General features: G+C 71.3%; 22 protein-coding genes. 13 read left to right on the top strand and 9 right to left on the bottom strand.

All coding sequences use genetic code 11. The features are described 5' to 3' along the window. Positions 1-389 precede the first annotated feature (389 nt). The 4 genes from ACQPYZ_RS29940 to ACQPYZ_RS29925 all read right to left on the bottom strand — a co-directional run bounded on the left by ACQPYZ_RS29940 (position 390) and on the right by ACQPYZ_RS29925 (position 5,833). Complete coding sequence (locus ACQPYZ_RS29940) at positions 390-3,059, bottom strand: glycogen debranching protein (RefSeq protein ID WP_433161972.1); 2,670 nt, start codon at positions 3,057-3,059, stop codon at positions 390-392. 37 nt (positions 3,060-3,096) lie between these two features. After that, positions 3,097-4,101 (bottom strand): LacI family DNA-binding transcriptional regulator, encoded by a 1,005-nt coding sequence (locus tag ACQPYZ_RS29935; protein ID WP_433161970.1) that lies wholly within the window; start codon positions 4,099-4,101, stop codon positions 3,097-3,099. A 66-nt stretch (positions 4,102-4,167) separates the two neighbouring features. Continuing rightward, entirely contained in the window at positions 4,168-4,992 is an 825-nt protein-coding gene (locus ACQPYZ_RS29930) for an LLM class flavin-dependent oxidoreductase (protein WP_433161969.1), read from the bottom strand. A gap of 100 nt (positions 4,993-5,092) precedes the next feature. Further along, positions 5,093-5,833, bottom strand: a complete 741-nt coding sequence (locus tag ACQPYZ_RS29925; RefSeq protein WP_433161967.1) for an SDR family NAD(P)-dependent oxidoreductase — start codon at positions 5,831-5,833, stop codon at positions 5,093-5,095. Positions 5,834-5,968: 135 nt separating this feature from the next. On the opposite strand from ACQPYZ_RS29925, the gene ACQPYZ_RS29920 reads away from it, so the two are divergent. The 4 genes from ACQPYZ_RS29920 to ACQPYZ_RS29905 are packed head-to-tail and all read left to right on the top strand — an operon-like array spanning position 5,969 to position 9,099. Continuing rightward, positions 5,969-7,465 (top strand): AlkA N-terminal domain-containing protein, encoded by a 1,497-nt coding sequence (locus ACQPYZ_RS29920; protein WP_433161965.1) that lies wholly within the window; start codon positions 5,969-5,971, stop codon positions 7,463-7,465. After that, positions 7,462-8,016, top strand: coding sequence for a GNAT family N-acetyltransferase (locus tag ACQPYZ_RS29915; RefSeq protein ID WP_433161963.1), 555 nt, complete (start codon positions 7,462-7,464; stop codon positions 8,014-8,016). Before ACQPYZ_RS29920 ends, ACQPYZ_RS29915 begins: the two co-directional genes overlap by 4 nt. Next, positions 8,013-8,495 (top strand): methylated-DNA--[protein]-cysteine S-methyltransferase, encoded by a 483-nt coding sequence (locus ACQPYZ_RS29910; RefSeq protein ID WP_433161961.1) that lies wholly within the window; start codon positions 8,013-8,015, stop codon positions 8,493-8,495. The genes ACQPYZ_RS29915 and ACQPYZ_RS29910 overlap by 4 nt, the downstream gene beginning before the upstream one ends. Positions 8,496-8,541: 46 nt before the next feature. Beyond that, a complete protein-coding gene (locus tag ACQPYZ_RS29905; protein WP_433161960.1) occupies positions 8,542-9,099 on the top strand; it encodes a YdeI/OmpD-associated family protein in 558 nt (185 codons plus the stop codon). A 20-nt stretch (positions 9,100-9,119) separates the two neighbouring features. Here ACQPYZ_RS29905 and ACQPYZ_RS29900 read toward each other — a convergent pair whose 3' ends face one another. Continuing rightward, positions 9,120-10,337, bottom strand: a complete 1,218-nt coding sequence (locus tag ACQPYZ_RS29900) for a cation:proton antiporter (RefSeq protein WP_433161958.1) — start codon at positions 10,335-10,337, stop codon at positions 9,120-9,122. A 1-nt stretch (position 10,338) separates the two neighbouring features. Then, entirely contained in the window at positions 10,339-10,824 is a 486-nt protein-coding gene (locus ACQPYZ_RS29895) for a cation:proton antiporter regulatory subunit (protein WP_433161956.1), read from the bottom strand. Between the two features lie 168 nt (positions 10,825-10,992). On the opposite strand from ACQPYZ_RS29895, the gene ACQPYZ_RS29890 reads away from it, so the two are divergent. From ACQPYZ_RS29890 to ACQPYZ_RS29870, 5 genes are all read left to right on the top strand, one after another. Further along, complete coding sequence (locus ACQPYZ_RS29890) at positions 10,993-11,535, top strand: PadR family transcriptional regulator (RefSeq protein WP_433161955.1); 543 nt, start codon at positions 10,993-10,995, stop codon at positions 11,533-11,535. A gap of 76 nt (positions 11,536-11,611) precedes the next feature. Further along, positions 11,612-13,633, top strand: coding sequence for an FAD-dependent oxidoreductase (locus ACQPYZ_RS29885; protein ID WP_433161954.1), 2,022 nt, complete (start codon positions 11,612-11,614; stop codon positions 13,631-13,633). A gap of 61 nt (positions 13,634-13,694) precedes the next feature. Next, positions 13,695-14,513: an ABC transporter ATP-binding protein gene (locus tag ACQPYZ_RS29880; protein ID WP_433161953.1), complete on the top strand. Its 819-nt coding sequence runs from the start codon at positions 13,695-13,697 to the stop codon at positions 14,511-14,513. A gap of 10 nt (positions 14,514-14,523) precedes the next feature. After that, the gene (locus ACQPYZ_RS29875; protein WP_433161952.1) at positions 14,524-15,495 is read left to right on the top strand and encodes an ABC transporter substrate-binding protein; all 972 of its coding nucleotides are present in this window, start codon (positions 14,524-14,526) and stop codon (positions 15,493-15,495) included. 5 nt (positions 15,496-15,500) lie between these two features. Continuing rightward, complete coding sequence (locus tag ACQPYZ_RS29870) at positions 15,501-17,591, top strand: iron ABC transporter permease (RefSeq protein ID WP_433169793.1); 2,091 nt, start codon at positions 15,501-15,503, stop codon at positions 17,589-17,591. Here ACQPYZ_RS29870 and ACQPYZ_RS29865 read toward each other — a convergent pair whose 3' ends face one another. Then, a complete protein-coding gene (locus ACQPYZ_RS29865; RefSeq protein ID WP_433161949.1) occupies positions 17,592-18,161 on the bottom strand; it encodes an HhH-GPD-type base excision DNA repair protein in 570 nt (189 codons plus the stop codon). Between the two features lie 113 nt (positions 18,162-18,274). On the opposite strand from ACQPYZ_RS29865, the gene ACQPYZ_RS29860 reads away from it, so the two are divergent. Next, positions 18,275-18,865, top strand: a complete 591-nt coding sequence (locus ACQPYZ_RS29860; protein ID WP_433161947.1) for a TIGR03086 family metal-binding protein — start codon at positions 18,275-18,277, stop codon at positions 18,863-18,865. On the opposite strand, the gene ACQPYZ_RS29855 is transcribed toward ACQPYZ_RS29860, so the two are convergent. After that, positions 18,815-20,053 (bottom strand): FAD-dependent monooxygenase, encoded by a 1,239-nt coding sequence (locus ACQPYZ_RS29855; protein ID WP_433161945.1) that lies wholly within the window; start codon positions 20,051-20,053, stop codon positions 18,815-18,817. The two genes, ACQPYZ_RS29860 and ACQPYZ_RS29855, sit on opposite strands and share 51 nt — an antisense overlap. Positions 20,054-20,166: 113 nt before the next feature. Here ACQPYZ_RS29855 and ACQPYZ_RS29850 point away from each other — a divergent pair, with 113 nt between their 5' ends. Continuing rightward, positions 20,167-21,081, top strand: a complete 915-nt coding sequence (locus tag ACQPYZ_RS29850; protein ID WP_433161943.1) for a GntR family transcriptional regulator — start codon at positions 20,167-20,169, stop codon at positions 21,079-21,081. A 9-nt stretch (positions 21,082-21,090) separates the two neighbouring features. Then, positions 21,091-21,990, top strand: coding sequence for a hypothetical protein (locus tag ACQPYZ_RS29845; protein WP_433161941.1), 900 nt, complete (start codon positions 21,091-21,093; stop codon positions 21,988-21,990). Here ACQPYZ_RS29845 and ACQPYZ_RS29840 read toward each other — a convergent pair. After that, positions 21,973-22,920 (bottom strand): NAD-dependent epimerase/dehydratase family protein, encoded by a 948-nt coding sequence (locus ACQPYZ_RS29840; RefSeq protein ID WP_433161939.1) that lies wholly within the window; start codon positions 22,918-22,920, stop codon positions 21,973-21,975. The genes ACQPYZ_RS29845 and ACQPYZ_RS29840 overlap by 18 nt on opposite strands. 58 nt (positions 22,921-22,978) lie before the next feature. On the opposite strand from ACQPYZ_RS29840, the gene ACQPYZ_RS29835 reads away from it, so the two are divergent. Continuing rightward, positions 22,979-23,653, top strand: a complete 675-nt coding sequence (locus tag ACQPYZ_RS29835) for an SDR family NAD(P)-dependent oxidoreductase (protein ID WP_433161937.1) — start codon at positions 22,979-22,981, stop codon at positions 23,651-23,653. Positions 23,654-23,734: the final 81 nt, after the last annotated feature.

Here is a 23,734-nt window from a genome sequence, read left to right as displayed (position 1 = left end):
GTGGATGGTTGCGTGGTCACTGTGGACGACACGCGGTGGCTCGCGAATTGACGAAATCTCTTGGCTGGAAAGGGTTGTGCGGCCCTGGGGGGCGGCGGTAGAAATGTCGACACGCCGCTTCTGATCCGAGCGGCGGGTCGAACGGAAACCGAGGACCCTAGCGGTGGGGATCCCCACCGAGGTAGACCGGTGACGGGGTCTGCCGGCCCAACGGACCCGTTCGGGAGGCTGGAGACGTCACCTTCCTTCAGCTATGCGGGGCCCCTCCGACTCATACTCGGAGGGGCCCCGCTTCTGTGCGCTTATCGGCACCGCTCCGTGTCGTTACCGACGACAAGCCGGCCGGCGCACAGAACGGTTGTGCGCCGGCCGGGGTCTGAATCAAGCAATCAGTTCAGCGTGATCCGCAGCGCCGAGGACGAACCGCGGGCCGCGACGTGCACCTCCACTCCACGCGCCGTGGTCACCAGCTTGTACGACGCCGAGCGGCCGTCCAGCGTGACCCGCTTCACCGTCGCGCCGGTCGGGAGGACAGCGCCGACCGTGGTCTTCGCGCCGACGCCCCTGACCTTCACGTCGGTCCGCAACTCGTTGCCTGCAAGGCGTGCGGACACGTCGACCGAGCCGCGGCCGACCCGGATGTTGCTTCCGGCCACCTTCTGCTGGCCCTCCGGGAGCTGCGGGACCACCGCGAGCGTGCGGTACCCGAGGTCCGGGGCCACGCCCAGCTGCTGGTGCACGACCGGCCACAGGATGCCGTACGCGCCCCACGCCTGGAGTGCCATCGACCGGTCGTAGAACGGCCGGCCGATGTTCGCCGGCGCGTCGGGTGACGGCGCGATCTCCGGCATCGCACCGGGCGTCTCCCACACCGTCGGGTCGAGCTGGATCCGTGCGTTGCCGGTGGTGTACACCTGCTGCTGGTCCCGGCCCAGGCGACCGTAGTTGCCTTCAGCAACCGCCATGATCGCGGTGTTCAGGCCGAACATCGCGCGCTCGCTCTTCACCTGCGAGACGACCGGATCGCACGACGGGCCCGGGTTGCCGGCCGGATCCGAGGTCGGCCCCGTGCCCGTGTGGTACAGCCCGAATTCGCCCGTGTAACAAGGCTTCTCGCGCTGGTCGAGGGCGATCGCCGCGTGCTCGGCCGAGGACAACGGCGCGTCCGGCCGACCAGGACGGTTCAGCACGGCCTCCATCGGGGTGACGCCGATCCAGTGCCGCTGGAAGATCGGCGTGTTGTCGTTCGCCGGGTCGGCCGGGTCGTCGACGGAATCGGCGTACCCCATCGCCTGCGGGACCCACCACTGCGCCTCGAACCGGGACTCGAGGTCGTCGGCCCGGGCGGTCGCCCACTGCTGGATCTTCCGGTCGCGCTTCGACGCGGCCAGGTCGGCGAGGTCGCGCAGACCGCGGGCGAGGTACACGGTGCTGTCGAGCTTCTCGACACCCATCCCGCTGCGCTCGACGTTGGCGAGACCCTCCGGCCAGCCGTCGCCGTCCTCGTCCAGCTCGCGGTAGACGTACTGCAGGTTGCGGACGCTGAAGTCGTACATCGAGTCCCGGAAGCGGTCGTCGCCGGTCCATCGCCACAGCAGCGCGACCGCGCTCGGGAACTTGACGGTCTCGTCGGTGTTCCCGGCGCTCTGGTTGGAGCCGAAGTACACGTCGCCGGTCGGGACCACCTCGTGCGCGACCTTGCCGCTGCGGTCGTTGAGGAGGTCGCTGATGTCCCGGAGCGCGCGCAGGTGTTCCTTCACGGTGTCGAACTGACCGGCCGCGACCGCGGCGAAGGCCATGTACTCACCGTCGGTCGCGAAGATCCACGGGTAGTCCGGGAACCCCGCGCCGAACCAGCGCGCGGCCTCGACCGTGCCGGCCGGGGCAGGGTAGTCCTTGCCCTCGTTGACATCGCGGATGCGCAGGTTGCGGGCTTCCTGCACCGAGTCCGCGAGGTTCTGCTTGCTCCACTCGACGCTCTGCTGCAGCAGCCGGTCACCAGGCAGGTCCACCGCGGACATGCTGTCGATCTGCCGGCGGTCCCGGGCCTTTGCCTTCAGCAACGCTTCCGGGCTGCTCAGCGCCCGGCGGTACTCACGGTGCGCGGCGGACACCCCGTCGTCCGAGCCGGCGACCGCGAACCAGACGGTCCTCGACTTCCCGGGCGCGAGCTTGACGTCGTAGGTGAGCCGGCCGCCGGTGCCCTTGCCGACCAGCGAGTCGTCGCAGCGCGCGGGCGTCGTACCGTCGGCCGGGCAGATCACCGCCGGATCCTGCGGGCCGCGATGGTCCGGGCCGAGCGCGTGGCTCGTCGGACGCAGGGACGATCCGACGAACGCAGCGAAGTCGTGGGCGGTCGCGTTCGGGTACGACGGCGTGCCCTGCTCGCGGAACCGCAACGAGCCGGCGGCGTACGCACCGGTGTCCGGCAGGTTCGCGTCGGCCGCGCTCGGGGTCGTCCAGCCCCACGGGTACGACGACATCAGTTCGGAGTGCGCGTCCACGTCGAGCTTGACCGTCTTCGCCGTTGTCGACTCGAGCGTCAGGCCGACCAGGGTCGCGCGGACGCCGTCGGGGACGAAGTCGGTCCGGCGTACGCGGACGTCACCGGAGTAGTCGATCCGGCTGTAGCCGTGGCCGCTGGTGTACTTCTGTGCCGCCACGTCCTTGCCGAGCCACTCGCCGTCGAGGCCGAACCAGAGTCCGTCGAGGAGCTTGATCGGCTGCGTCCAGAAGCCGCCCATCTCGCCGCGGATGTGCCAGCCCGTGGCGGGGTAGAGGCCGGTCTCGTCGCCCATCGCGTACGCGCGGTCGCCGACGACCAGCGAGCGCCGGTCGGCCAGCCGGGTGGTTTCCGAGAGCTCCGACGGTCCGCTGGTCGCCCCGGTGGTTGCCTGCGGCGACGTTGACCCGGCATTGCCCTGCGATGGGGTGGATCCGGCGGTCGCGGAGGCGGTGCCGGCCAGGATGGTCGCTGCGGCGAGCAGCGCGACGCCGGCCGTACGCCGGGCCCGGCGGGGTGGGGCGGTGCTGCGTCTGACTGTTGGGCGGAGAGTCATGGCGGTGTCCTCCTTCTTGCGGCGCGCACGCACCACATCAGCCAGGGGCTGAACTGCCCCTGATCACCAGTTCGGGTTGCAGCAGTCGTTCGGCCGGCACGTCGTCCTGAGTGCCGGTGAGGATGGCGATCAGCTCGGAAGCGATCTGGTCCATCGGTTGCCGGAGGCTGGTCAACCCCGGGGAGACGACGGACGCCAGCGGCGAGTCGTCGAACCCGGTGACGCCCACATCGACCCCGGCAGTCAGCCCGCGATCGCCCAGCTCCCGCAACGCACCGAGCGCGAGAATGTCGCTCAGGGCAACGATCCCGTCCGGGGGCTGCTCGCTGTCGAGCAGTCCGGCGGTGGCCCGGGCGCCTTCGTCGATGGTGTCCTCGGCACAGTGCCGCGCCAGACCGTCGGTCGGCAGGCCGAGCTCCGTGCACTGGTCCTGCCAGCCGGAGAGCCGGTCCTCGGCCAGGCCGGAGGAGTGCGGCCAGCCGAGGAAGGCGATCCGCCGCCGGCCGGTCTCGTGCAGGTGCCGCACGGCCATCGCGGAGCCGGCCGCCCCGTCGACGTCGACCCACGGCCCGGGCTGGGTGGACGCTCCCCACACCCGGCCGAACGACACGAACGGGATCTGCTGGTCCTTCAGCCAGCCGTGCCGCGGGTCGTGGGTCTGCGTCTGCGACAGCACGAACCCGTCGACCAGGCGGCGCGCGTGCAGGTCGTCGTACGTCGGCATGCCCTCGACGGACTCGGGTGCGGTGAACAGCAGGATGTGCCGGCCGCTGGTCTCCGCGGCCGCGCAGAGCGCATGCAGGAACTGGTCCATCACCAGGTGGGTCTGGTTCGGCCAGCTCGGGACGCAGTAGCCGATCAGCTCGACCGCGCTGGTGCGCAGACTGCGGGCGTTACGATTGGGCCGGTAGTTCAGCAACTCGATCGAGCGGTTCACCCGTTCGAGCGTGTCCGGGCGGAGGCGATGGGGTGCGTTCAGGGCGTTCGACACCGTCTGCACCGACACCTCGGCGTGCGCGGCGACCTGCTTCAAGGTAGCCACGGCGCCCTCCCACGAACGTTTTGAACGTTAAAAACATCCGCAGTCTCTCTCCCGCCCTCGGCTCTGTCAACGGCTCGGCGGCCCCTGCCGGATGATCGCGAGCGTCTCCTCCGGGGCGGCGGGCGCGATCCAGCGTCCCCACCAGGTCGCCCCCGCGGCGGCGAACGCGGCCGGATCACCCCGGCTCACCTTCACGTCGAACGCCGCCGGACCACGGCCGCGCAGGCTCACGTCGGACGCCGCCGGATCGTTGCGTTCGGCCAGCAGTGCGCGAACGTCGTCCGGGGTGAGCTGCTGCGGTGCGTCGGTCGATCCCTTGTAGGCACAACTGCCGTCCCAGCGAAGGATGCGGCGCCGGACCGCGGGCACGAGCAAGTTGCCGCCGACCCAGATCGGGATCCGCGGACGCTGCACCGGACGGGCGGTGAGCTGCACGCCGTCGAGCCGGTAGTGCTTGCCGTGAAAGCTGAACGGCTCCCCGGTCCACAGCCCGTCGATCACCTCGAGCCCCTCGTCCAGCAGCTCCGCCAGCACCTTCGGCTCGGCGGTGTCCAGGAAGGGATCACCGGGGTCGCCGATCCCGACCCCGAGCACGAACCGTCCGTCCGACAGGTGATCCAGCGCGACCGCCTCGGCGGCGACCTTCCACGGCCGCCGCCGGGGCAGCGGCGTCACTGTCGTACCGATCCTGATCCGCGTGGTGGCCACCGCCATCGCCGCCAGGCAGATCCACGGGTCGTACGTCGGCTGGGACGCGTCGCCCTGGTAGACGAGGTAGTCCTCGAGGAACATCGCGTCCCAGCCGGAGTCCTCGGCCACCCGCGCGAGCTCGGCGAGCCCGCGCGGGTCGCGTCCTGGTCCGACCGCACCGACCGTGACGGAGTAGCGCATGCCGCGACGCTAGCCGCGGCCACCGACAACCGCTCGAGCCGACCACTCAGGCCCGATCGCTTAGGCCCGACCGCTCAGGCCGTCCGCTCAGGTCGACGGCTCACGCTGTGTGGCCGCCGTCGATGGTTAGTTCGGTGCCGGTGAGGTATGCCGCGTTCGGGCCGGCCAGGTAGGCGATGGCCGCGGCGACCTCGGTGGTGGTGCCGAAGCGGTCCAGGGCGAGGTCGGCGATCTGGGCCGCCGCGAACGGACCGTCCGCCGGGTTCATGTCCGTGTCGATCGGCCCGGGCTGGACGACGTTCGAGGTGATGCCACGCGACCCGAACTCGCGGGCCAGCCCCTTGCTCAGGCCGACCAGGGCGGCCTTGCTCATCGCGTAGAGCGTCATCCCCGGGCTGGTCACCCGTCCGGCCGCGCAACTGCCGAGGTGGATCAGCCGGCCGCCGTCGGCCATCCGGGGTACGGCGGCCTGCGCGGCGGCGTACACGCCACGGATGTTCACCGCGAGCACCCGGTCGAGATCCTCGAGCGTGAAGTCGCCCATCGGGCCGATCGCGCCGACGCCGGCGTTGTTGACCAGGATGTCGAGACCGCCGAGCCGTTCGGCCGCCTGCGCGACCCCTTCCGCCACCGCACTCGCGTCGGCTGAGTCGACCGGCAAGGCGTAGGCGCGCCGGCCGAGGGTCTCGATCTCCTTCACCACCTTGGCCGCCGCGTCGGGCGAGCTGTTGTAGGTCAGCGCGACGTCGGCGCCGCGCTCGGCCAGGGTGATCGCCGTGGCCGCGCCGATGCCGCGGCTGCCACCGGTCACCAGGGCCAACTTGTCAGTCAGTTCGTTCATGTCCTCCAGTCCACCGAGCGCGCAGCCCCGACTCTGGCGGGAAAGCGACCCCAGATCCTGGCGTCGTTTTCTCGCGACACCTGCACGTCGTAAAACCGCTAGAGACTGTCGGCGGCGGCAGGGATGCTGGAGGGCGTGTACGAGTGCAGAGAGCGGTGCGTCCGCGCGGTCCAGTCGAAGGACGCGCGCTTCGACGGGTGGTTCTTCACCGCCGTGCTGACGACCCGGATCTACTGCCGGCCGAGCTGCCCGGTGGTGCCGCCCAAGGTCGAGAACATGGTGTTCTACCCGAGCGCCGCGGCTGCCCAGCAGGCCGGGTTCCGCGCGTGCAAGCGGTGCCGGCCGGACGCCAGCCCCGGGTCGCCGGAGTGGAACGACCGCGCCGACCTGGTCGCCCGGGCGATGCGGCTGATCGCGGACGGGGTCGTCGACCGCGACGGCGTACCAGGACTTGCGGCCCAGCTCGGCTACAGCGTGCGGCAGGTGCAGCGTCAGCTCCAGGCCGAGCTCGGCGCCGGTCCGCTCGCCCTCGCCCGGGCACAACGTGCGCAGACCGCGCGGCTGCTGATCGAGACCAGTGACCTGCAGATGGCCGACATCGCGTTCGCGGCCGGCTTCTCCAGCGTGCGCACCTTCAACGAGACAGTGCAGGAAGTGTTCGCTCTCGCGCCGACCGAGCTGCGCGCCCGAGCCCGACGAGGTACGACGACCACCGCACCGGGCACGATCTCGCTGCGACTCCCGTTCCGGGCGCCGTTGACGCCGGACAACCTGTTCGGGCACCTGATCGCGACCGGGGTGCCAGGTGTCGAGGAGTGGCGTGACGGCCACTACCGCCGGACGCTCCGGCTCCCGCACGGCCATGGTGTGGTCGCGTTGAAGCCGATGCCGGACCACATTGCCTGCCAGTTGTCCCTCACCGACCAGCGAGACCTGGCGATCGCGATCAGCCGGTGCCGCCGGATGCTCGACCTCGACGCCGACCCGGTCGCGGTCGACGAGTTGCTGAGCAGCGATCCGGTGCTCGCGCCGCTGATCGCCAAGGCGCCCGGTCGCCGGGTCCCGCACACGGTCGACGGCGAGGAGTTCGCCGTCCGGGCCGTGCTCGGGCAGCAGGTGTCGACGGCGGCCGCGCGGACGCACGCGCACCGGCTCGTGGTCCGGCACGGCGAGCCGATCGACGATCCGGCCGGCGGACTGACGCACCTGTTCCCGACGATGCAGGCGCTGGCCGGGCTCGACCCGGAGACGCTGGCGTTCCCGAAGTCGCGTCGTACGACGTTGACGACGCTGATCGGCACGCTGGCCGCCGGCGAGATCGACCTCGGTGCGGGCAGCGACTGGGACCGGGCCCGCACGCAGTTGGCCGCGTTGCCGGGGATCGGTCCGTGGACGGTCGAGTCGATCGCGATGCGGGCGCTCGGTGACCCGGACGCGTTCGTGGCCAGCGATCTCGGCATCCGCTACGCCGCCCGTGGCCTAGGGTTGCCCGAGGCCCCCAAGCCCTTGATCGCGCACGCGCGGGCCTGGCGCCCGTGGCGGGCGTACGCCGTGCAGTACCTGTGGGCCACCGGCGACCACGCGATCAACACGATTCCACCCGTCGTACCAGCCACCGCGGAGAGCGCATGACCGACCTGTCCACCGACCGCCTGCTGCTGCGCCAGTGGCGCGACTCCGACCGTGAGCCGTGGGCCGCGATGAACGCCGACCCGGTGGTGATGGAGCACTTCCCCGCGGTGCAGTCTCGCGCGGACAGCGATGCGATGGTCGATCGGGCGAGCGAGCAGATCGAGGCGGCCGGCTGGGGCCTGTGGGCGTTGGAGGTGCGCGACACCGGGGAGTTCATCGGGTTCACCGGGTTGGCGGTGCCGCGCTTCGAGGCGCACTTCATGCCCACGGTCGAGATCGGCTGGCGGCTGGCGAAAGGTGCCTGGGGCAACGGCTATGCGACCGAGGCGGCCCGGGCGGCGCTGGCCCACGGGTTCGGTCCGGCCGGGCTGGACGAGATCGTCTCGTTCACCGCGACCACCAACGTGCCGTCCCAGCGGGTGATGCAGCGGATCGGGATGATCCACGACGCGGCCGGCGACTTCGACCACCCGCGCCTGCCGGACGGGCACCGGCTGCAACGGCACGTCCTCTACCGGATCGACCGGGCGCAGTGGGAGTCGACGCGGTGACGTACACCGTGGTGGACAGCCCGCTCGGCCCGCTCACGCTGGTCGAGAAGGACCACAGCCTGGCCGGCGTCTACATGGACCAGCATCGGCACCGCCCGCCGATGGAGACCTTCGGCGACCGCGACGACTCCGTCCTGCCCGCGGTCGCCGAGCAGTTGACCGAGTACTTCGAGCACGGGCGGACGACGTTCGACGTACCGCTGCACCTGGCCGGGACGCCGTTCCAGCAGCGGGTGTGGACGGCGCTGCGGGACATCCCGTACGGCGAGACGACGACGTACGGCGAGCTCGCCCGGACGCTCGGCCTGGTCCCGGGCGCATCGCGGGCGGTCGGCCTCGCGAACGGCAAGAACCCGATCAGCATCATCGTCCCCTGCCACCGCGTCGTCGGCTCGACCGGCAGCCTGACCGGGTACGGCGGCGGTCTCGAGCGCAAGCAGGCGCTGCTGGACCACGAGCGCGGGGACGCACTCTTCTGAGTTAAGTGCTCATTCGGTGAGCACTTATCGGGCGCATGCTGTTCTCATGAGCACAGATGAGGTCGCGCTGGACCTGACGGTGGACGACTGGCGGGCCTGGCTGGCGGCCAACGGGCGGGTCGAGCGATCCGTCTGGCTGATCGTCCGCCGCGATCCGGCCGGACCGAGCCTGACCGAGGCGGTCGAGCACGCGCTGTGCTTCGGGTGGATCGACAGCAAGACCGTGAGGCGGGACGACACGTCGACGTACCAGTGCTTCACGCCGCGGAATCCGCGCAGCACGTGGAGCAAGGTCAACCGAGAGCGGATCGAGCGGCTGACCGCGGCCGGCCTGATGGACCCGGCCGGCCAGGAGCTCGTCGACCTGGCCAAACGCACCGGCACGTGGGACCTGCTCGCCGACGCGCAGAACCTGATCGTCCCCGCCGACCTCGCGTCGGCCCTGGCCGCGAACCCACCGGCGGACCAGCACTTCCAGGCCTTCCCGCCGTCCGCCCGCCGGGCGATCCTCGAGTGGATCACCCTCGCCAAGCGCCCCGAAACCCGCACGAAGCGCGTCGAGCAAACAGTCGTCCAAGCGGCACAGAACATGCGTGCCCGCTGACGTCACCAACCCCCGGCGCTTCAGGTAGGGGTGTTGGCTGGGTCGTCGAGGCGTTCGGCGGCGGGTGGGGCGGCGGGGGTTTGCTTGCGGGTGGTGAGGCGGCGGGCGATGGGCTCGGTGTAGCGGGCGGCGATCGGGCCGAGGATGACCAGGATCAGGACGTACGCCGTCGCGAGCGGGCCGATCCGTGGTTCGACCGCGACCGCGAGCCCGGCGATGACGATCGAGAACTCGCCGCGGGCGACCAGGGTGCCGCCGGCCCGCCAGCGGCCGGCCGTGCCCACGCCGGCCCGGCGGGCGGCGTACCAGCCGGTGGCGATCTTGGTGCCCGCGGTCAGCAGCGCGAGCCCGAGCGCGATCGCGAGCACCGGCGGGATGTCGCGCGGATCCGTGCTGAGCCCGAAGAAGACGAAGAACACCGCGGCGAACAGGTCCCGCATCGGGCTGAGCAGGTTCCGCGCGCCGTGCGCGACCTCACCCGACAGCGCGATCCCGACCAGGAACGCGCCGACCGCGGCCGACACCTGCAACTGCTGGGCGATGCCGGCGACCAGCAGTGTCAGCCCGAGGACGACCAGCAGCAGCATCTCCGGGTTGTCGGAGGACACCGCGCGGCTGATCACCCGGCCGTAGCGCAGGGCGACGAACAGGACGATGCTCACGGTGCCGAGCGCGATCAGCAACGCGATGCTGCCGCCCGCGAGCCCGACACCGGCCAGCAGCGTGGTCAGGATCGGCAGGTAGACCGCCATCGACAGGTCCTCGAGGACGAGGACCCCCAGCACGACCGGGGTCTCGCGGTTACCGAGCCGGCCGAGGTCGCCGACCACCTTGGCGATCACGCCCGACGACGAGATCCAGGTAACCCCGGCCAGCGCGACCGCGGCGACCGGGCCCCAGCCGAGCAGCAGCGCGACGGCCGCGCCGGGCAGGGCGTTCAGCAGGAAGTCCACGACGCCCGAGAGGTACTGCGTCTTCAGCGTGCCGACCAGGTCGGACGCGGTGTACTCCAGGCCGAGCAGCAACAGCAGCAGGATCACGCCGATCTCGGCGCCGGTGGCGACGAACTCCTCGCTGGCCGCGAGCGGCAGCAGCCCACCGTGGCCGAAGGCGAGGCCGGCCAGCAGGTAGAGCGGGATCGGCGAGATCCCGAAGCGGGAGGCGATCCGGCCGAGGATGCCGAGGGCAAGGATGACCGCGCCCAACTCGATCAGCAGGGCGGTCGTGTCGCCGTGCACCTCACCCTCCCAGGATCAGGTCGTACACCGCGGCGACGCCTTCGCGGGTGCCGACGACCACGAGGGTGTCGCCGGTGGCGAACCGGAAGTCCGGGGTCGGCGACGGGGTCGCGCCGGTCCGGCGCAGCACCGCGACGATGGACGCGCCGGTCCGGGTGCGGACCTGGGTGTCACCGAGCGTGCGGCCGGAGTACGGCGACTTGGCCGTGACCGGGATGTGCTCGGTGACCAGATCGATCTCGATCTCGCCGCGGACCGGGTCGAGCGGGGCCGGGATCAGCAACTGGGCGAGCGCGGACGCCTCCCCGGGATCCAGCGGCACCGAGTCCTTGCAGTTGTCGTCGTCGTCGGGATCGTGGAAGCCGAGGAACCGTCGGCCGTCGTTGTGCACGACGATCGAGACGTGCTTGCCACCCTCGGTGATCAGGTCGTACCGGGTGCCGATCCCGGGCAACGTCGTCCTGGTCGGGTGGGCCTGCTGGTCCATGGTTCCTCGATCCCGTCATAGGTGGCGTCTGCAACCATTCTCCTGGATCAACGCCGCCCCCGGCGCTGTGATTCCGGCCTCCTCTCCTCTGTCCGTTCGCCCTCGGGCGGTGTGACATGGGATGCAATCAGGTGCACTGCAACCAGTTGCATAGCTAGGCTGCCGGGTATGGCGCTGGAGCACGCGATCCTGGTCTCGCTGACCGAGCGGGCCGGGTCCGGCTACGAGCTGGCCCGGCGTTTCGACCGCTCGATCGGCTACTTCTGGCCGGCCACCCACCAGCAGATCTACCGGGTGCTGCGCCGGATGGACGAGGCCGGCTGGGTCCGGCACACCGAGGTCGCCCAGGACGGGCGGCCGGACAAGAAGGTGTACCGGGTGTCCGCGGCCGGCAAGGCGGAGCTGACCCGGTGGCTGGCCGAGCCGGAGGATCCCGCGGTCCTGCGGGACGGGCTCGGGGTGAAGTTGCGCGGTGCCTCGCTCGGCGATCCGGGCGTCGTACTCCGGGAGGTCGAGCGGCACCGGGCCGAGCACGCGACCCGGCTCGAGGTGTACCGCGGGATCCAGCGACGCGACTTCCCGAAGCCGGCCGCCCTGACCGGCCGGGATCTGCACCAGTACCTCGTCCTCCGCGGCGGCATCCGGGCCGAGAAGTCGTTCGTGGAGTGGTGCGACGAAGTGATCGACGCCCTGCGGAAGGACAAGTCATGACTGAGCGGAGCGAAGTCATCAAAAAGCACAGTCCGTCTGGTGCCTCATCCGCGCCCGGAGCGAAGCGAGGACGTGGATGAGTCCATATCCGCATCTGCTGGAACCGCTCGACCTCGGCCATGTCGTGCTGCCGAACCGGGTGATCATGGGCTCGATGCACACCGGGCTGGAGGACCGTGCGAAGGACCTCCCGAAGCTGGCCGCGTACTTCGCCGAGCGGGCCCGCGGCGGCGTCGGCCTGATGGTGACCGGCGGCTACGCACCGAACCGCGCCGGCCGGCTCACCCCCTTCGGCTCCCGGTTGACGAGCCGCCGGCAGGCCCGCAGGCACCGGATCGTCACCGACGCGGTGCACGCCGAGGGCGGCCGGATCGCGCTGCAGATCCTGCACGCCGGCCGGTACGCGTACCACCCGTTCAGCGTGTCCGCGTCGGCGATCAAGGCGCCCATCAACCCGTTCAAGCCACGGGCCCTGACCGATCGCGGCGTACGGCGGCAGATCTCGGCGTACGTCGACTGCGCGGCGCTGGCCCGCGAGGCCGGGTACGACGGGGTCGAGATCATGGGGTCCGAGGGCTACTTCATCAACCAATTCCTGTCCGGGCGGACGAATCAGCGGACCGACCGCTGGGGCGGCACCCCGGAGAACCGGCGCCGGCTCGCGGTCGAGATCGTCCGGCGGACCCGGGAGCGCGTCGGTGCCGACTTCATCGTGATCTACCGGCTGTCGATGGCCGACCTGGTCGAGGGCGGCCAGACCTGGGACGAGGTCGTTGCGCTGGGCAAGGAGATCGAGGCGGCCGGGGCGTCGATGATCAACACCGGGATCGGCTGGCACGAGGCGCGGGTGCCGACCATCGTCACCTCGGTTCCGCGCGCGGCGTTCACGTTCGTGACCGCCGCGTTCCGCCCGCACGTGAGCATCCCGGTGGTGACCTCCAACCGGATCAACCTGCCGCAGGTCGCCGAGGAGGTGCTCGCCCGCGGTGACGCCGACCTGGTCAGCATGGCCCGGCCGTTCCTGGCCGATCCGGACTGGGTGCTCAAGGCAACCAGCGGCCGGGCCGACGAGATCAACGTCTGCATCGCCTGCAACCAGGCCTGCCTGGACCACGTGTTCGCCAAGCGGACGGCCAGCTGCATGGTCAACCCGCGAGCGGCCCGTGAGACCGAGCTGCGGTTGCTGCCGACCCGCCGTACCAAGAACCTCGCGGTCGTCGGGGCGGGACCGGCCGGGCTGGCCGCGGCGGTGACAGCGGCTGAGCGAGGGCACGCGGTGGAGCTGTTCGAGGCGGCGGACGAGATCGGCGGGCAGTTCGGGATCGCGCAGCGGATCCCGGGCAAGGAGGAGTTCGCCGAGACGATCCGGTACTACCGGCGCCGGCTCGAGCTGACCGGCGTGAAACTGCACCTCGGCCGGCGCGCGACCGTCGAGGACCTGGCCGGATTCGACGAGATCGTGCTCGCCTCCGGCGTCGTACCGCGCGTCCCGGCGATCCCCGGCATCGACCACCCGAAGGTCCTCTCGTACGTCGACGTCGTCCGCGACCGCAGACCGGTCGGCCGCACGGTCGCGGTGATCGGCGCGGGCGGGATCGGCGTCGACGTCAGCGAGTTCCTGACCACCGAGTCGTCCCCCACGCTGGACTTGGCCGCGTGGAAGGCGGAGTGGGGTGTGACGGATCCGACACTCGCCCCCGGTGCCCTCACCACACCCCGTCCGGAGCCGTCGCCGCGACAGGTCTACCTGCTGCAGCGCAAGACCGGCAAGATCGGGACCGGCCTCGGCAAGACCACCGGTTGGGTGCACCGGGCCGCCCTCAAGAACAAGCAGGTCGAGCAGTTGCGCGGGGTCAACTACGAGCGCATCGACGACGCCGGCCTGCACCTGACCTTCGGCCCGAAGCGGGCGAATGCGCGCGTCCTGGACGTCGAGACCATCGTCGTCTGCGCCGGTCAGGAGCCGGTCCGCGACCTCGCCGACGCACTCCGCGCGACCGGACGCCCGGTCCACCTGATCGGTGGTGCCGACGTCGCCGCCGAACTCGACGCGAAGCGCGCCATCGACCAGGCCACCCGGCTGGCGCTCACGCTCTGATCCGGTCCACGGACAGAACGCGAAGCTGACAGTTCAATTAGGTAAGGCTATCCTCTGCTGCATGCAGCACTTGGTGGGGCTCGCGGGCGACGACCTGCGCCTGGGGTATCACGGCACGCTGGTGGTCGACGGCGCCTCGTTGCGGATCGAGGCCGCCGGCGTCACCGCGCTGGTCGGGCCGAACGGTAGCGGCAAGTCGACGTTGCTGCGCGCGCTGGCGCGGCTTCATCACCCCGACGGCGGCCGGATCACCTTCCCGGACGGCACGAGTGCGCTCGACCTGTCCGCCAAGGACTTCGCCCGCAAGGTCACCCTGCTGTCGCAGTCGCGTCCGACGCCCAATGGGGTGAGCGTGCGCGACGTCGTCGGCTACGGCCGGCACCCGCACCGCGGCCGCTGGCGGACCGACGACCCGGACGGCGTACGCGCGATCGACCACGCGATGGAGGTCACCGGGGTCACCGCGATGGCGGACCGTGCGGTCGACGAGCTGTCCGGCGGCGAACTGCAACGCGTCTGGCTCGCGACCTGTCTGGCCCAGGACACCGGCGTCCTGCTGCTCGACGAACCGACCACCTTCCTGGACCTGCGCTACCAGATCGAGATCCTCGACCTGATGCGCGAGCTCGCCGACGTGCACGGGGTGGCGGTCGGCGTCGTCCTGCACGACCTGAACCAGGCCGCCGCCGTCGCGGACCGGATCGCCCTGCTCGACCGGGGGCGGGTCCGCGCGACCGGGACGCCGGAGGAGGTGCTCGAGTCCGAGGCGCTGACCGAGACCTACGGCATCCGCATCGAGGTCGGCACCGACCCCGCCACCGGCCTCGTCTCCACCCGCCCTATCGGCAAACACCTGAGCCGCGTCACCACCACTATCTGAAAGTCGACCAATGAAGAGAATCACCGCCCTGCTCGCTGCCGCCGCGTTCGTGCTGACGGCCTGTGGGACGAGCGAGCCCGCCACCACCGAAGCCGGTGCGCAGACCACCGCCCAGCCGGTCTCGGTCACCGACGCGCGTGGCAAGAAGATCGACCTGAAGGCACCGGCCACCAAGGTCGTCGGCCTGGAGTGGGGTGCGATCGAGAACCTGATCACCCTCGGGGTGATGCCGGTCGGCGTCGCCGACGTCAAGGGCTACACGAACTGGGTCACCGCGGCCAAGCTGGACGGCTCCGCGAAGGACGTCGGCACCCGCGGCGAGTCCAGCGTGGACGCGATCGCCGCGCTCGGCCCCGAGCTGATCATCACCACCACCGACGAGTCGCCGAACTCGATCACCCAGTTCGAGAAGATCGCGCCGGTGCTGGTCATCCGGGGCGCGGACGCGGCCAACGCGATCCCGCAGATGAAGACCAACCTGGAGCTGATCGGCAGCGCGATCGGCAAGGCCGACCAGGCCAAGCAGATCAACGCGGACTTCGACAAGAAGGTGGCCGAGGCCAAGCAGAAGATCGCCGACGCGGGCAAGGCCGGCGAGAGCTTCACCATGTCCGACGGCTACAAGCAGGGCAGCACGATCTCGATCCGGATGTACACCACCGGTTCGCTGCTCGGCGCGGTGATGACCGAGCTGGGCCTGAAGAACGGCTGGACCGGCGCCGGTGACAAGGACTACGGCCTGGCCCAGACCGACCTCGAGGGCCTGACCAAGGTGCCGAACGGCAACTTCCTCTACATCGCCAACGACGCCGACGGCGGGGACGTGTTCGGCGGCGACCTGGCCAAGAACGCGATCTGGAAGAACCTGCCGTTCGTGAAGGCCGACGACACCCACCGGCTGCCCGACGGCATCTGGATGTTCGGCGGTCCGAAGTCCACCGAGCAGTTCATCGACGCGGCCGTCCAGGCAGTCACCTCTTGACCCAGGTGACCGCCCCGGGACCTGAGCTCCAGGTCCCGGAGGCCCTGCAGCAGCCGGTACGGCGACTCCGGGTGGCGACCGTCTTCGTCCTCGCCACGGTGGCGGTCGTCCTCCTGGCCGCTGTTCACCTCACCCAGGGCACGTCGTCGGTGAACGCCGGCGACCTGCTCCGCCTGCTGGTCGGCCAGGGCACGGACAACTCGGCGAACGTGCTGATCGCGTCCCGGCTGCCGCGGCTGCTGGCCGGCGTACTGGTCGGCGTGGCGCTCGGGTTCGCGGGCGCCGGGCTGCAGTCGCTGGCACGGAACCCACTCGCCTCGCCGGACACGTTGGGGGTCAACGCCGGGGCGTATCTCGCGGTCGTGGTCGTGGCCGCGTTCGGGGTTTCGCTGCCGGTGCTGCCCGCCGGGGGAGTCGCCTTCCTCGGCGGGCTGGCAGCGGCCGCGCTGGTGCTCGCGCTGTCGGCCGGCGGTTCGTCCGGGCCGACCCGGCTGATCCTGGCCGGCTCGGCGGTCGCGATGGCGCTGGCCGGCGTGACCACGCTGCTGCTGCTCCTCTACCGCGAGGAGACGGTCGGGACGTTCGCCTGGGGTGCGGGCACGCTCGTCCAGACCGACCTGAACGCGGTCACCCAGATGACCCCGATCGTCGCCGTCGGCATCCTCGGCGCGCTGCTGCTCGCCCCCAAGCTCGACATCCTCGCCCTCGGCGACGACACCGCATCGGTGCTGGGGGTGCATGTACGGCGGGTGCGTGTGCTGATCACGCTGCTGACCGTGCTGTTGTCGGCCGCCGCGGTCACGGTGGCCGGTCCGGTCGGTTTCGTCGGCCTGGTCGCGCCGGTCCTGGTCCGGTTGATCGCTCCACTGGTGCCGGGGCTGCTGCGGCACCGCGTCCTGCTTCCGCTGAGCGGACTGGCCGGCGTCCTGGTCGTTCTGGCCGCGGACGTCGTACTCCGGGCCCTGCTCGGTGGTCAGGCCGGGGTGGAGATCCCGACCGGTGTGATGACGATGATGGTCGGTGCGGTCGTGCTGGTGTGGCTGGCGCGGCGGTACCGGGATTCCGGGCCGAGCCGCACGCCGGGTGGCGCCAGCTCTGGGCTGCGGAGCCGGCGGACGTTCGTGCTCGTCACGGTGGTGCTCGTCGTACTGCTGGTCGTCGCCGGGTTGCTCGCGATGCTGGCCGGTGACGCCTTCCTGCGGACCGGGGACGTCGTCAACTGGATCAACGGTCGCTCCGGCCGGGCGATCACCTACGTCCTCGATCAGCGGTTCCCGCGGGTGCTGTCCGCCGTGCTGTGCGGCGCGGCTCTCGCGATCGCGGGTACGACGGTCCAGGCGGTCTGCCGGAACCCGTTGGCGGAGCCGGGGATCCTCGGCATCACCGGCGGTGCCGGTGTGGGCGCGGTGATCACGCTCGTCCTGTTGCCGGCAGCAAGCATCTGGCTGCTGTCCGGGGTCGCCGCGGCGGCCGCGCTGGCGACGTTCGCGCTGGTCTACCTGGTGTCCTGGCGGGGTGGTCTCAGCTCCGACCGGCTGGTGCTGATCGGGGTCGGGGTCTCGTCCGGTGCGACCGCGGTCATCACGCTGCTGATCGTCGCCACCGACCCGTGGAACATCAGCCTGGCGATGACGTGGCTGTCCGGCAGCACGTACGGCCGCACCTTGCCGCAGGTCGTGCCGGTCACGCTCGCGCTGCTCGTGCTGACCCCGGTGATCGTGCACGCCCGGCGCGAACTCGATCTGCTGGCGCTGGACGACGACGTACCGCGGATCCTCGGCGTACGGCTGGAGCGCACCCGGCTGCTGGCGTTGCTCTGCGCGGCGTTGCTGACGGCAGCGGCCGTGTCCGCGATCGGTGTGGTCGGGTTCGTCGGGCTGGTGGCTCCGCATGCCGCCCGGGCGCTCGTGGGCGGCCGGCATACGCGGATCCTGCCGGTGGCCGCGCTGCTCGGCGCGATCCTGGTCAGCGTCGCGGACAGCCTCGGTCGCACGCTGCTGGCGCCCGCACAGATCCCCGCGGGGCTGCTGACGGCCCTGATCGGAGCGCCGTACTTCGTCTACCTGCTCTGGCGGACTCGCGTCCCGGGCCGCTGATCAGCCGGCCGGCGCCTTCGCGGCCGCCTTCTTGGCCTGCTTGTACTCGCGGACCTTGGTCAGCGAGTCGGCGTCCACGACGTCGGCCACGGACCGGTAGCCGTCCAGCGCGTAGTCACCGGCGACCGCCTCCCAGCCCTCGGGCCGGACGCCGAGCTGCTTGGCCAGCAGGGCGACGAAGATCTGGGCCTTCTGCTTGCCGAAGCCGGGCAGCTCCTGCACGCGCTTGGACAGCTCCTTGCCGGTGGTCGGCTCGGTCCACAGCCGGGTGACGTCACCGTCGTACCGGGTCTCGACCAGGGCGGCGAGCTCCTGCAGGCGGGCCGCCATCGAGCCGGGGAACCGGTGGATCGCCGGGGGCTGGGAGCACAGCGCCTTGAACGCCTCCGGCTCGGCGGCCGCGATCGCGGCCGGATCGAGGGTGCCGAAGCGGCTGAGCACCTTCCAGCCGCCGCGGAAGGCGTGCTCCATCCCGTACTGCTGGTCGAGCATCATCCCGAGGACGACGGCGAACGGGTACTCGTCGAGAACACGGTCGGCATCCGGCAGGCCGGTCATCTGGAAGCCCATCGCCGCATCATCTCACGCGCCACGCGGGATGTCCCTTGTGCTGAACCAGGTCCCTGCCCAAACCAGCCCCGGCCGCCTATGCTCGGCTGGGGCAGCCGACGGGAGGAGCGCGGATGGACATCCGGGATCTGGATCGTAGGGCCGGCGCGGTGCTCGGAGAGGTCGTCATGCAGGTGCGGCCGGAGCACCTGTGGTTCCCGACCCCCTGCCCGGACTGGACCGTCCGCGGTCTGCTCCGCCACATCGTCAGCGAGAACGAGGGCTTCGCGGCCGCGGCCCTGAACGGGTCGGCCCCGGTACAGGCCTGGAACGGCGGCCGCCTCGGGGACCACCCGTCCGGGGCCTACCGGCGGTCGAACGCGCGGGTCGCGGACGCGTTCGCCGACGGCGGCGCGCTGGACCGGCTAATGGAGGTCCGCGAGTTCGGCTCGTTCCCGCGCCGGATCGCGCTCACCTTCCACCAGCTCGACTGCGTGGTGCACGCCTGGGACCTGGCCCGGGCGATCGACGTCCCGTACGAGCCGCCGCCGGACCTGGTCGAGCAGGCGTTCGCGCTGGCCCGCCGGATCCCGGACACCGACGCGGTCCGGGGCCCCGGCGCCGCGTTCGAGCGCAGCGTCAAGGTCCCCGGCGACGCCTCCGACTTCGACCAGCTACTCGGCCTCCTCGGCCGCAACCCCGACTGGGTCTCCCCCCTCGACTGAGTAGTCCTTCAACGCGATCCGGTCCGGCCCGGCAGCCGCCAGCTTCTTCAGCACGCCGGCGAACGGACGCGAGGTCATGAGGCGGATCTGCGCGTTGCGCACCGAGATACCGGCGGCAGTCATCGGCATCGCCATCTTCAGTCCGCCCGGAGGCAGTTCCATCCGCTGGTCGACGTACGCCTGCAGCTCGCCCTGGTACGCCGGGAAGGCGCGCAGGTGATCGCCGTCCGCGGCGGCCAGCTCGCCGGCGAGGACGTACGCACCAACCAGGGCGAGCGCGGTCCCGTGGCCGGCCAGCGGGGAACCGCAGTACCCGGCGTCACCGACGAGCACGACCCGGCCGCGGGACCACTCGGGGACGACGACCCGGCTGGTGCTGTCGAAGTAGAAGTCGTCCGCGTCGCGCAGGGCCGCGAGGACGTGGCCGGTGTGCCAGCCGAGTCCCGTGAATCGCTCGGCCAGCAGTGCCTTCAGGGCCGCGACGTCATGCCGGTCGTAGTCGAGGACCGGGGAGCGGAAGCTCAGCAGCGCCTTGGCGTACGTCGGGTCGTGGTCCGGCCGGAGCCCGACCCAGCGACCACCGGGAGCCGAGTAGATCTTCATCCAGTGGTCCAGTGGCTCGGGCGTCTCGACGGTGAAGAACGACCCGTAGCCGCCGAGATGCTGGACGAACTCCTCCTCCGGACCGAACGCGAGCCGCCGGATCCGGGAGTGCACCCCGTCCGCGCCGACCACCAGGTCGAACCGTCGCCGCAGCCCGCTCGCGAACGTGACGTCGACGCCGGTCGTGTCCTGGTCGAGCGCGGTCACCGCGTCGCCGTACCGGTATTCGACGTCGCCGGCGGTCGCGTCGAGCAGGATGCCGGCCAGGTCGCCGCGGAGGATCTCGACGTCGGCGACCGGGCCGGCGCCGTCGAGCAGTTCGGTCGGCATCGCGGCGACGGTCCGGCCGTCGGACCGGACGTAGGCCAGGCCGCGCTCGTGCAGCTGCGCCGTCCTGATCGCCGGTATCAGGCCCATCCGGTCGGCCACCACCCGGGAGATGCCGCGCAGGTCCACGGTCTGTCCGCCCGGCCGGGGCGCCGGCGCGATCTCGACGACCGTCGGGGTGAACCCGTGCCGCCGCAGCCAGTAGGCCAGGGCCGGGCCGGCGATCCCGCCGCCGGAGATCAGCACGCTCTTCGTCATCGGTGGTTTCCTCTCGCTGAGCTAGTGCACGTACGCTGTACACGTACACCGTGAAGCGCACTGCCCGGCAAGTCCAATGCAGGGGCGCAAGTGCACTAGTGCAGGAGGGCTCGATGGCGGACGCGCCGTACCAGGTGATCGCGGCTGAGCTGCGCCGCCGGATCGCGGCGGGCGAGCTGGCACCAGGCGACCGGGTGCCGTCGACCCGGACGCTGGTCCGGGAGTTCGGGGTGGCGATGGCGACCGCGACGAAAGCGCTTCAGGTGCTTCAGCAGGAAGATCTGGTCGAGGCCCGGCCCGGTGTCGGCACCGTCGTCGGGCCGCCGCGGGCGAGGCCGGGAGGGCGACCGGCCCGGCAGGTGCCCGAGCTCAACCGGGACGAGGTGATCCGGATCGCGATCGCGATCGCGGACGCCGAAGGGCTGGCGGCGGTGTCGATGCGACGGATCGCGGCCGACCTCGGGGTGTCGACGATGGCGCTCTACCGGTACGTCGGCGGCAAGGAGGCGCTCGTCCTGCGGATGGTCGACGTCGCCATCGGCGAGTTCCCCGTCCCGAAGCAGCCGGCCGCGAACTGGCGGGCGGCGATCGAGGCGGTCGCCCGGCTGCAGTGGGCGGCGTACCGGCGGCACCTGTGGCTGGCGAGTGCGGTCAGTCTGAGCCGTCCGCAGGCTCTGCCCAACCTGTTGCCGCACACGGACGCCGTCCTGCGGGCGCTCGGTCCGTTCGGGCTCGACGGCAGTACGGCGCTCTACACGGCGATCACCGTGTTCGCGTACGTCCGCGGGATCGCGCTGGCGATGGAGGCCGAGGTCCAGGCCGAGCAGGACACCGGGATGACCGCCGACGAGTGGGCCGACGAGCACATGGGCCCGATCACGGCCGTCATCAACCTCGAGGACCTGGCCGGCTTCCGGGCGGTGTTCCAGGGCGGTTTCGACTTCGACTACGACCTGGATCGACTGTTCGGGTTCGGTCTCGAACTGGTTCTCGACGGCCTCGAAGTGAAACTCTCCCGGCTACGCTGAGTGCGGACAGTGTCGACCGCCGTGGAGGTGCCGATGGAGCCGGTGTTCGCACCCGACGTTCCGGCCCGGGTACGGCGGCTGTACGGCACCAGGCCGGACCTGTTCGTGCCGGCCGGGAGGCCGAAGCCGAAGCGCGAGACGTCCTGGTCGATCGCTCCCGGGAACACGCTCGGCCAGTTGCTGGTGTGGCTCGCGGTCTGCGTCGGTGGCTGGATCCTGGCGCTGATCGTCATGGCGGCGACCCTGCCGGCCGACGTGGCCGCGTGGTCGGCGGTGGTCCTGGCCGGGATCGCGGCCGTCGCCACCGTCGGCGTCCTGGTCCGGACCGGGGTCGAGGACCGCGGTCACAAGGCGGTCCGGCTCGAGCACGGGAAGTACCTGCTGCCGGAGGACTTCGACGAGGACGCCGGCCGGCTGCTCGGCCGGGCCCAGCGCGCGGTGAAAACGGTGCTCGAGGCAACGGTCACCCGGCGCGGACTGCTCGACGACGTGCAGAACGACCTGGTCCTGCCCGAGCAGCTGTGGGACATCGCGCAGGTGCTGCGCGAGCACACGGTGCTGCGGGCGAGGCAACGGGAGGTCGCCCGCGGGATGGAGACGGCCGAGCTGGAGGCGGTGCTCGGACCGCAACGCCGCGCACTGGCGCTCTCGGTGGAGGCGATCAAGCGCAAGGTCGACCTGCTCGGCCGGTACGCCGACCGGGTCCGCTCCGCCGACGCCGCGCTCCGGGCCGAGGCCGCGCTCGAGGACGGCGACCGCTACATCGAGCTCCTGGCCCGCACCGAGCCGGCCGGTGACACCTCGATCGTCCAGGGGTTCGCCGACGAGGCCACAGCTCTCCGCGACACCCTCACCCGCAGTATCAACGCGGCCCGCGACGCCGGCCGGACGCTAGCCCTCCCCGAGTAGCTTCCGCTCGTCCTCGGGTGACAGGCCGACCCCGAGCGGCGGCTCACCGCGCTCCCGGTCCCACGCCATCAGGTCCGCGATCGTCTGCCGGAACGGCGTGACCGGCAAGCCGGCCGCGCGCGCCTTGGCCGGGTTGCGCCGCCGCTCGCCCCACTCCGCCTCCGGCTCCACCAACGGGAACCTCGGCGGTACGGCGTCCATCGGCACCCGCACCAGGTCGACCGTGGTGCCGGCCAGGTCGGCCGAGGTCTCGATCAGCTCGGCGAGGGTGGAGAACGGGCCGACCGCGTTGAAGGCGCCCGGCCGGTCATCGGTGACGAGCTGGACCAGGAGCCGGCCGAGATCCCGGCAGTCCGTCAGCTGCAACGGTTGCTCCGGTCTGGCCGGCACCGCGACCCGGCCGCCCCGGGCACCACGTCGTACCCAGTAGGGCACCGTGCTCGCGGTGTCGCCGGGACCGGTCACCCGGCCCGGGCGGACGATCGTCGCGCGGTCGCCGTACCGCGCCAGGACGTCGTCCTCGCAGGCGACCTTGCACGGGCCGTAGGTCTCGTTGGTGAGGACGTCGGCCGACCGCATCGGCTCGCGCCGCGGGGCGTTCTCGTCGGTTCCGGCCGGCAGGTCTCGGACGTAGACCGCGTGACTCGAGACGAACACGTACCGCCCGACCCGGTCGCCCAGGACGTCCATCGCCTGGTCGACGTGCATGGTCTGATAACCGCTCAGGTCGACGACCGCGTCCCACTCGCCGGTCCGCAGTGCGGCGTAGTCTCCGGTGTCCCGATCGCCGATCAGCTGGGTGACCGCCGGCGGCAGGTCCGCACCACTCCGTCCCCGGCTGAAGGACGTCACCTCGGCGCCGTGCTCGAGGGCGTCCGCGACCACCGCACGTCCGACGAAGCCGTTCCCGCCCAGCATCAGAATCCGCACAGTCGCCGACGGTAACGCCTCGGACCGGGCTCCCGCGACCCCGGACTAGGCTGCTCGCATGACCAACACGGTGGTGGTTGCCGGAGGCACCGGTGCGCTCGGGGTCGCGGTGACGGCGGAGTTCCTGCGGGCCGGCTGGCGGGTGGTCGTCCCGGGCCGGACCGAGCAGTCGCTGGCCCGGCTCGGCACCGATCCGGCCCTGCAGCCGATCGTCGCCGACCCGTTCGACCCGGCCGGTACGGCGGACGTCGTCGCCCTCGCCGCCGCGGACGAGCACGCGCCGCTGACCGCGCTGGTCAACCTGGTCGGCGGCTTCGCCTCCGGGTCCCGGGTCGACGAGACGCCGGTGGAGGACTTCGAGAAACTGCTCCGCCTCAACCTGCGTCCGACGTACCTGATGACGCAGGTGGTGCTGCCGCACCTGATCGCGGCCGGTGGCGGCGCGGTCGTGTGTACGTCGAGCAGCGCGGCGTCGCGACCGTTCTCCGGGGCGGCCGGCTACATCACCGCGAAGGCCGGCGTGCTCGCGTTCGCTGACGCCCTGCACGCGGAGTACGCACGTGACGGCATCCGGGTGAACACCATCGTCCCCGGCACCATCGACACCCCGGCGAACCGGGCCGCGATGCCGAACGCCGACACCAGCAAGTGGACCCCGCCGGACCGCATCGCGGTCGTCGTCCGGACCGTGGTCGAGACGCCGGGATTCTCCGGCGGTCATCTGCCCGTATGACAACCGTTCGACCCTGTAACACGTCTGAAGAGGTGCAGGTGCGGGTACTTGACGCACACTGGTTCTGGGGACGGCGACAGG

The organism is Kribbella sp. CA-247076, assembly GCF_050942445.1.
Lineage (GTDB): Bacteria > Actinomycetota > Actinomycetes > Propionibacteriales > Kribbellaceae > Kribbella.
This window is presented reverse-complemented; position numbering and strand designations above follow the sequence as displayed.

What these genes read in the sequence shown, in the direction of transcription:
- ACQPYZ_RS29940 (WP_433161972.1), bottom strand. Translation starts at nt 3,059, where the DNA reads ATGACTCTCCGCCCAACAGTCAGACGCAGCACCGCCCCACCCCGCCGG.
- ACQPYZ_RS29930 (WP_433161969.1), bottom strand. Translation starts at nt 4,992, where the DNA reads ATGCGCTACTCCGTCACGGTCGGTGCGGTCGGACCAGGACGCGACCCG.
- ACQPYZ_RS29925 (WP_433161967.1), bottom strand. Translation starts at nt 5,833, where the DNA reads ATGAACGAACTGACTGACAAGTTGGCCCTGGTGACCGGTGGCAGCCGC.
- ACQPYZ_RS29915 (WP_433161963.1), top strand. Translation starts at nt 7,462, where the DNA reads ATGACCGACCTGTCCACCGACCGCCTGCTGCTGCGCCAGTGGCGCGAC.
- ACQPYZ_RS29905 (WP_433161960.1), top strand. Translation starts at nt 8,542, where the DNA reads ATGAGCACAGATGAGGTCGCGCTGGACCTGACGGTGGACGACTGGCGG.
- ACQPYZ_RS29895 (WP_433161956.1), bottom strand. Translation starts at nt 10,824, where the DNA reads ATGGACCAGCAGGCCCACCCGACCAGGACGACGTTGCCCGGGATCGGC.
- ACQPYZ_RS29890 (WP_433161955.1), top strand. Translation starts at nt 10,993, where the DNA reads ATGGCGCTGGAGCACGCGATCCTGGTCTCGCTGACCGAGCGGGCCGGG.
- ACQPYZ_RS29885 (WP_433161954.1), top strand. Translation starts at nt 11,612, where the DNA reads ATGAGTCCATATCCGCATCTGCTGGAACCGCTCGACCTCGGCCATGTC.
- ACQPYZ_RS29880 (WP_433161953.1), top strand. Translation starts at nt 13,695, where the DNA reads ATGCAGCACTTGGTGGGGCTCGCGGGCGACGACCTGCGCCTGGGGTAT.
- ACQPYZ_RS29875 (WP_433161952.1), top strand. Translation starts at nt 14,524, where the DNA reads ATGAAGAGAATCACCGCCCTGCTCGCTGCCGCCGCGTTCGTGCTGACG.
- ACQPYZ_RS29865 (WP_433161949.1), bottom strand. Translation starts at nt 18,161, where the DNA reads ATGGGCTTCCAGATGACCGGCCTGCCGGATGCCGACCGTGTTCTCGAC.
- ACQPYZ_RS29860 (WP_433161947.1), top strand. Translation starts at nt 18,275, where the DNA reads ATGGACATCCGGGATCTGGATCGTAGGGCCGGCGCGGTGCTCGGAGAG.
- ACQPYZ_RS29855 (WP_433161945.1), bottom strand. Translation starts at nt 20,053, where the DNA reads ATGACGAAGAGCGTGCTGATCTCCGGCGGCGGGATCGCCGGCCCGGCC.
- ACQPYZ_RS29850 (WP_433161943.1), top strand. Translation starts at nt 20,167, where the DNA reads ATGGCGGACGCGCCGTACCAGGTGATCGCGGCTGAGCTGCGCCGCCGG.
- ACQPYZ_RS29835 (WP_433161937.1), top strand. Translation starts at nt 22,979, where the DNA reads ATGACCAACACGGTGGTGGTTGCCGGAGGCACCGGTGCGCTCGGGGTC.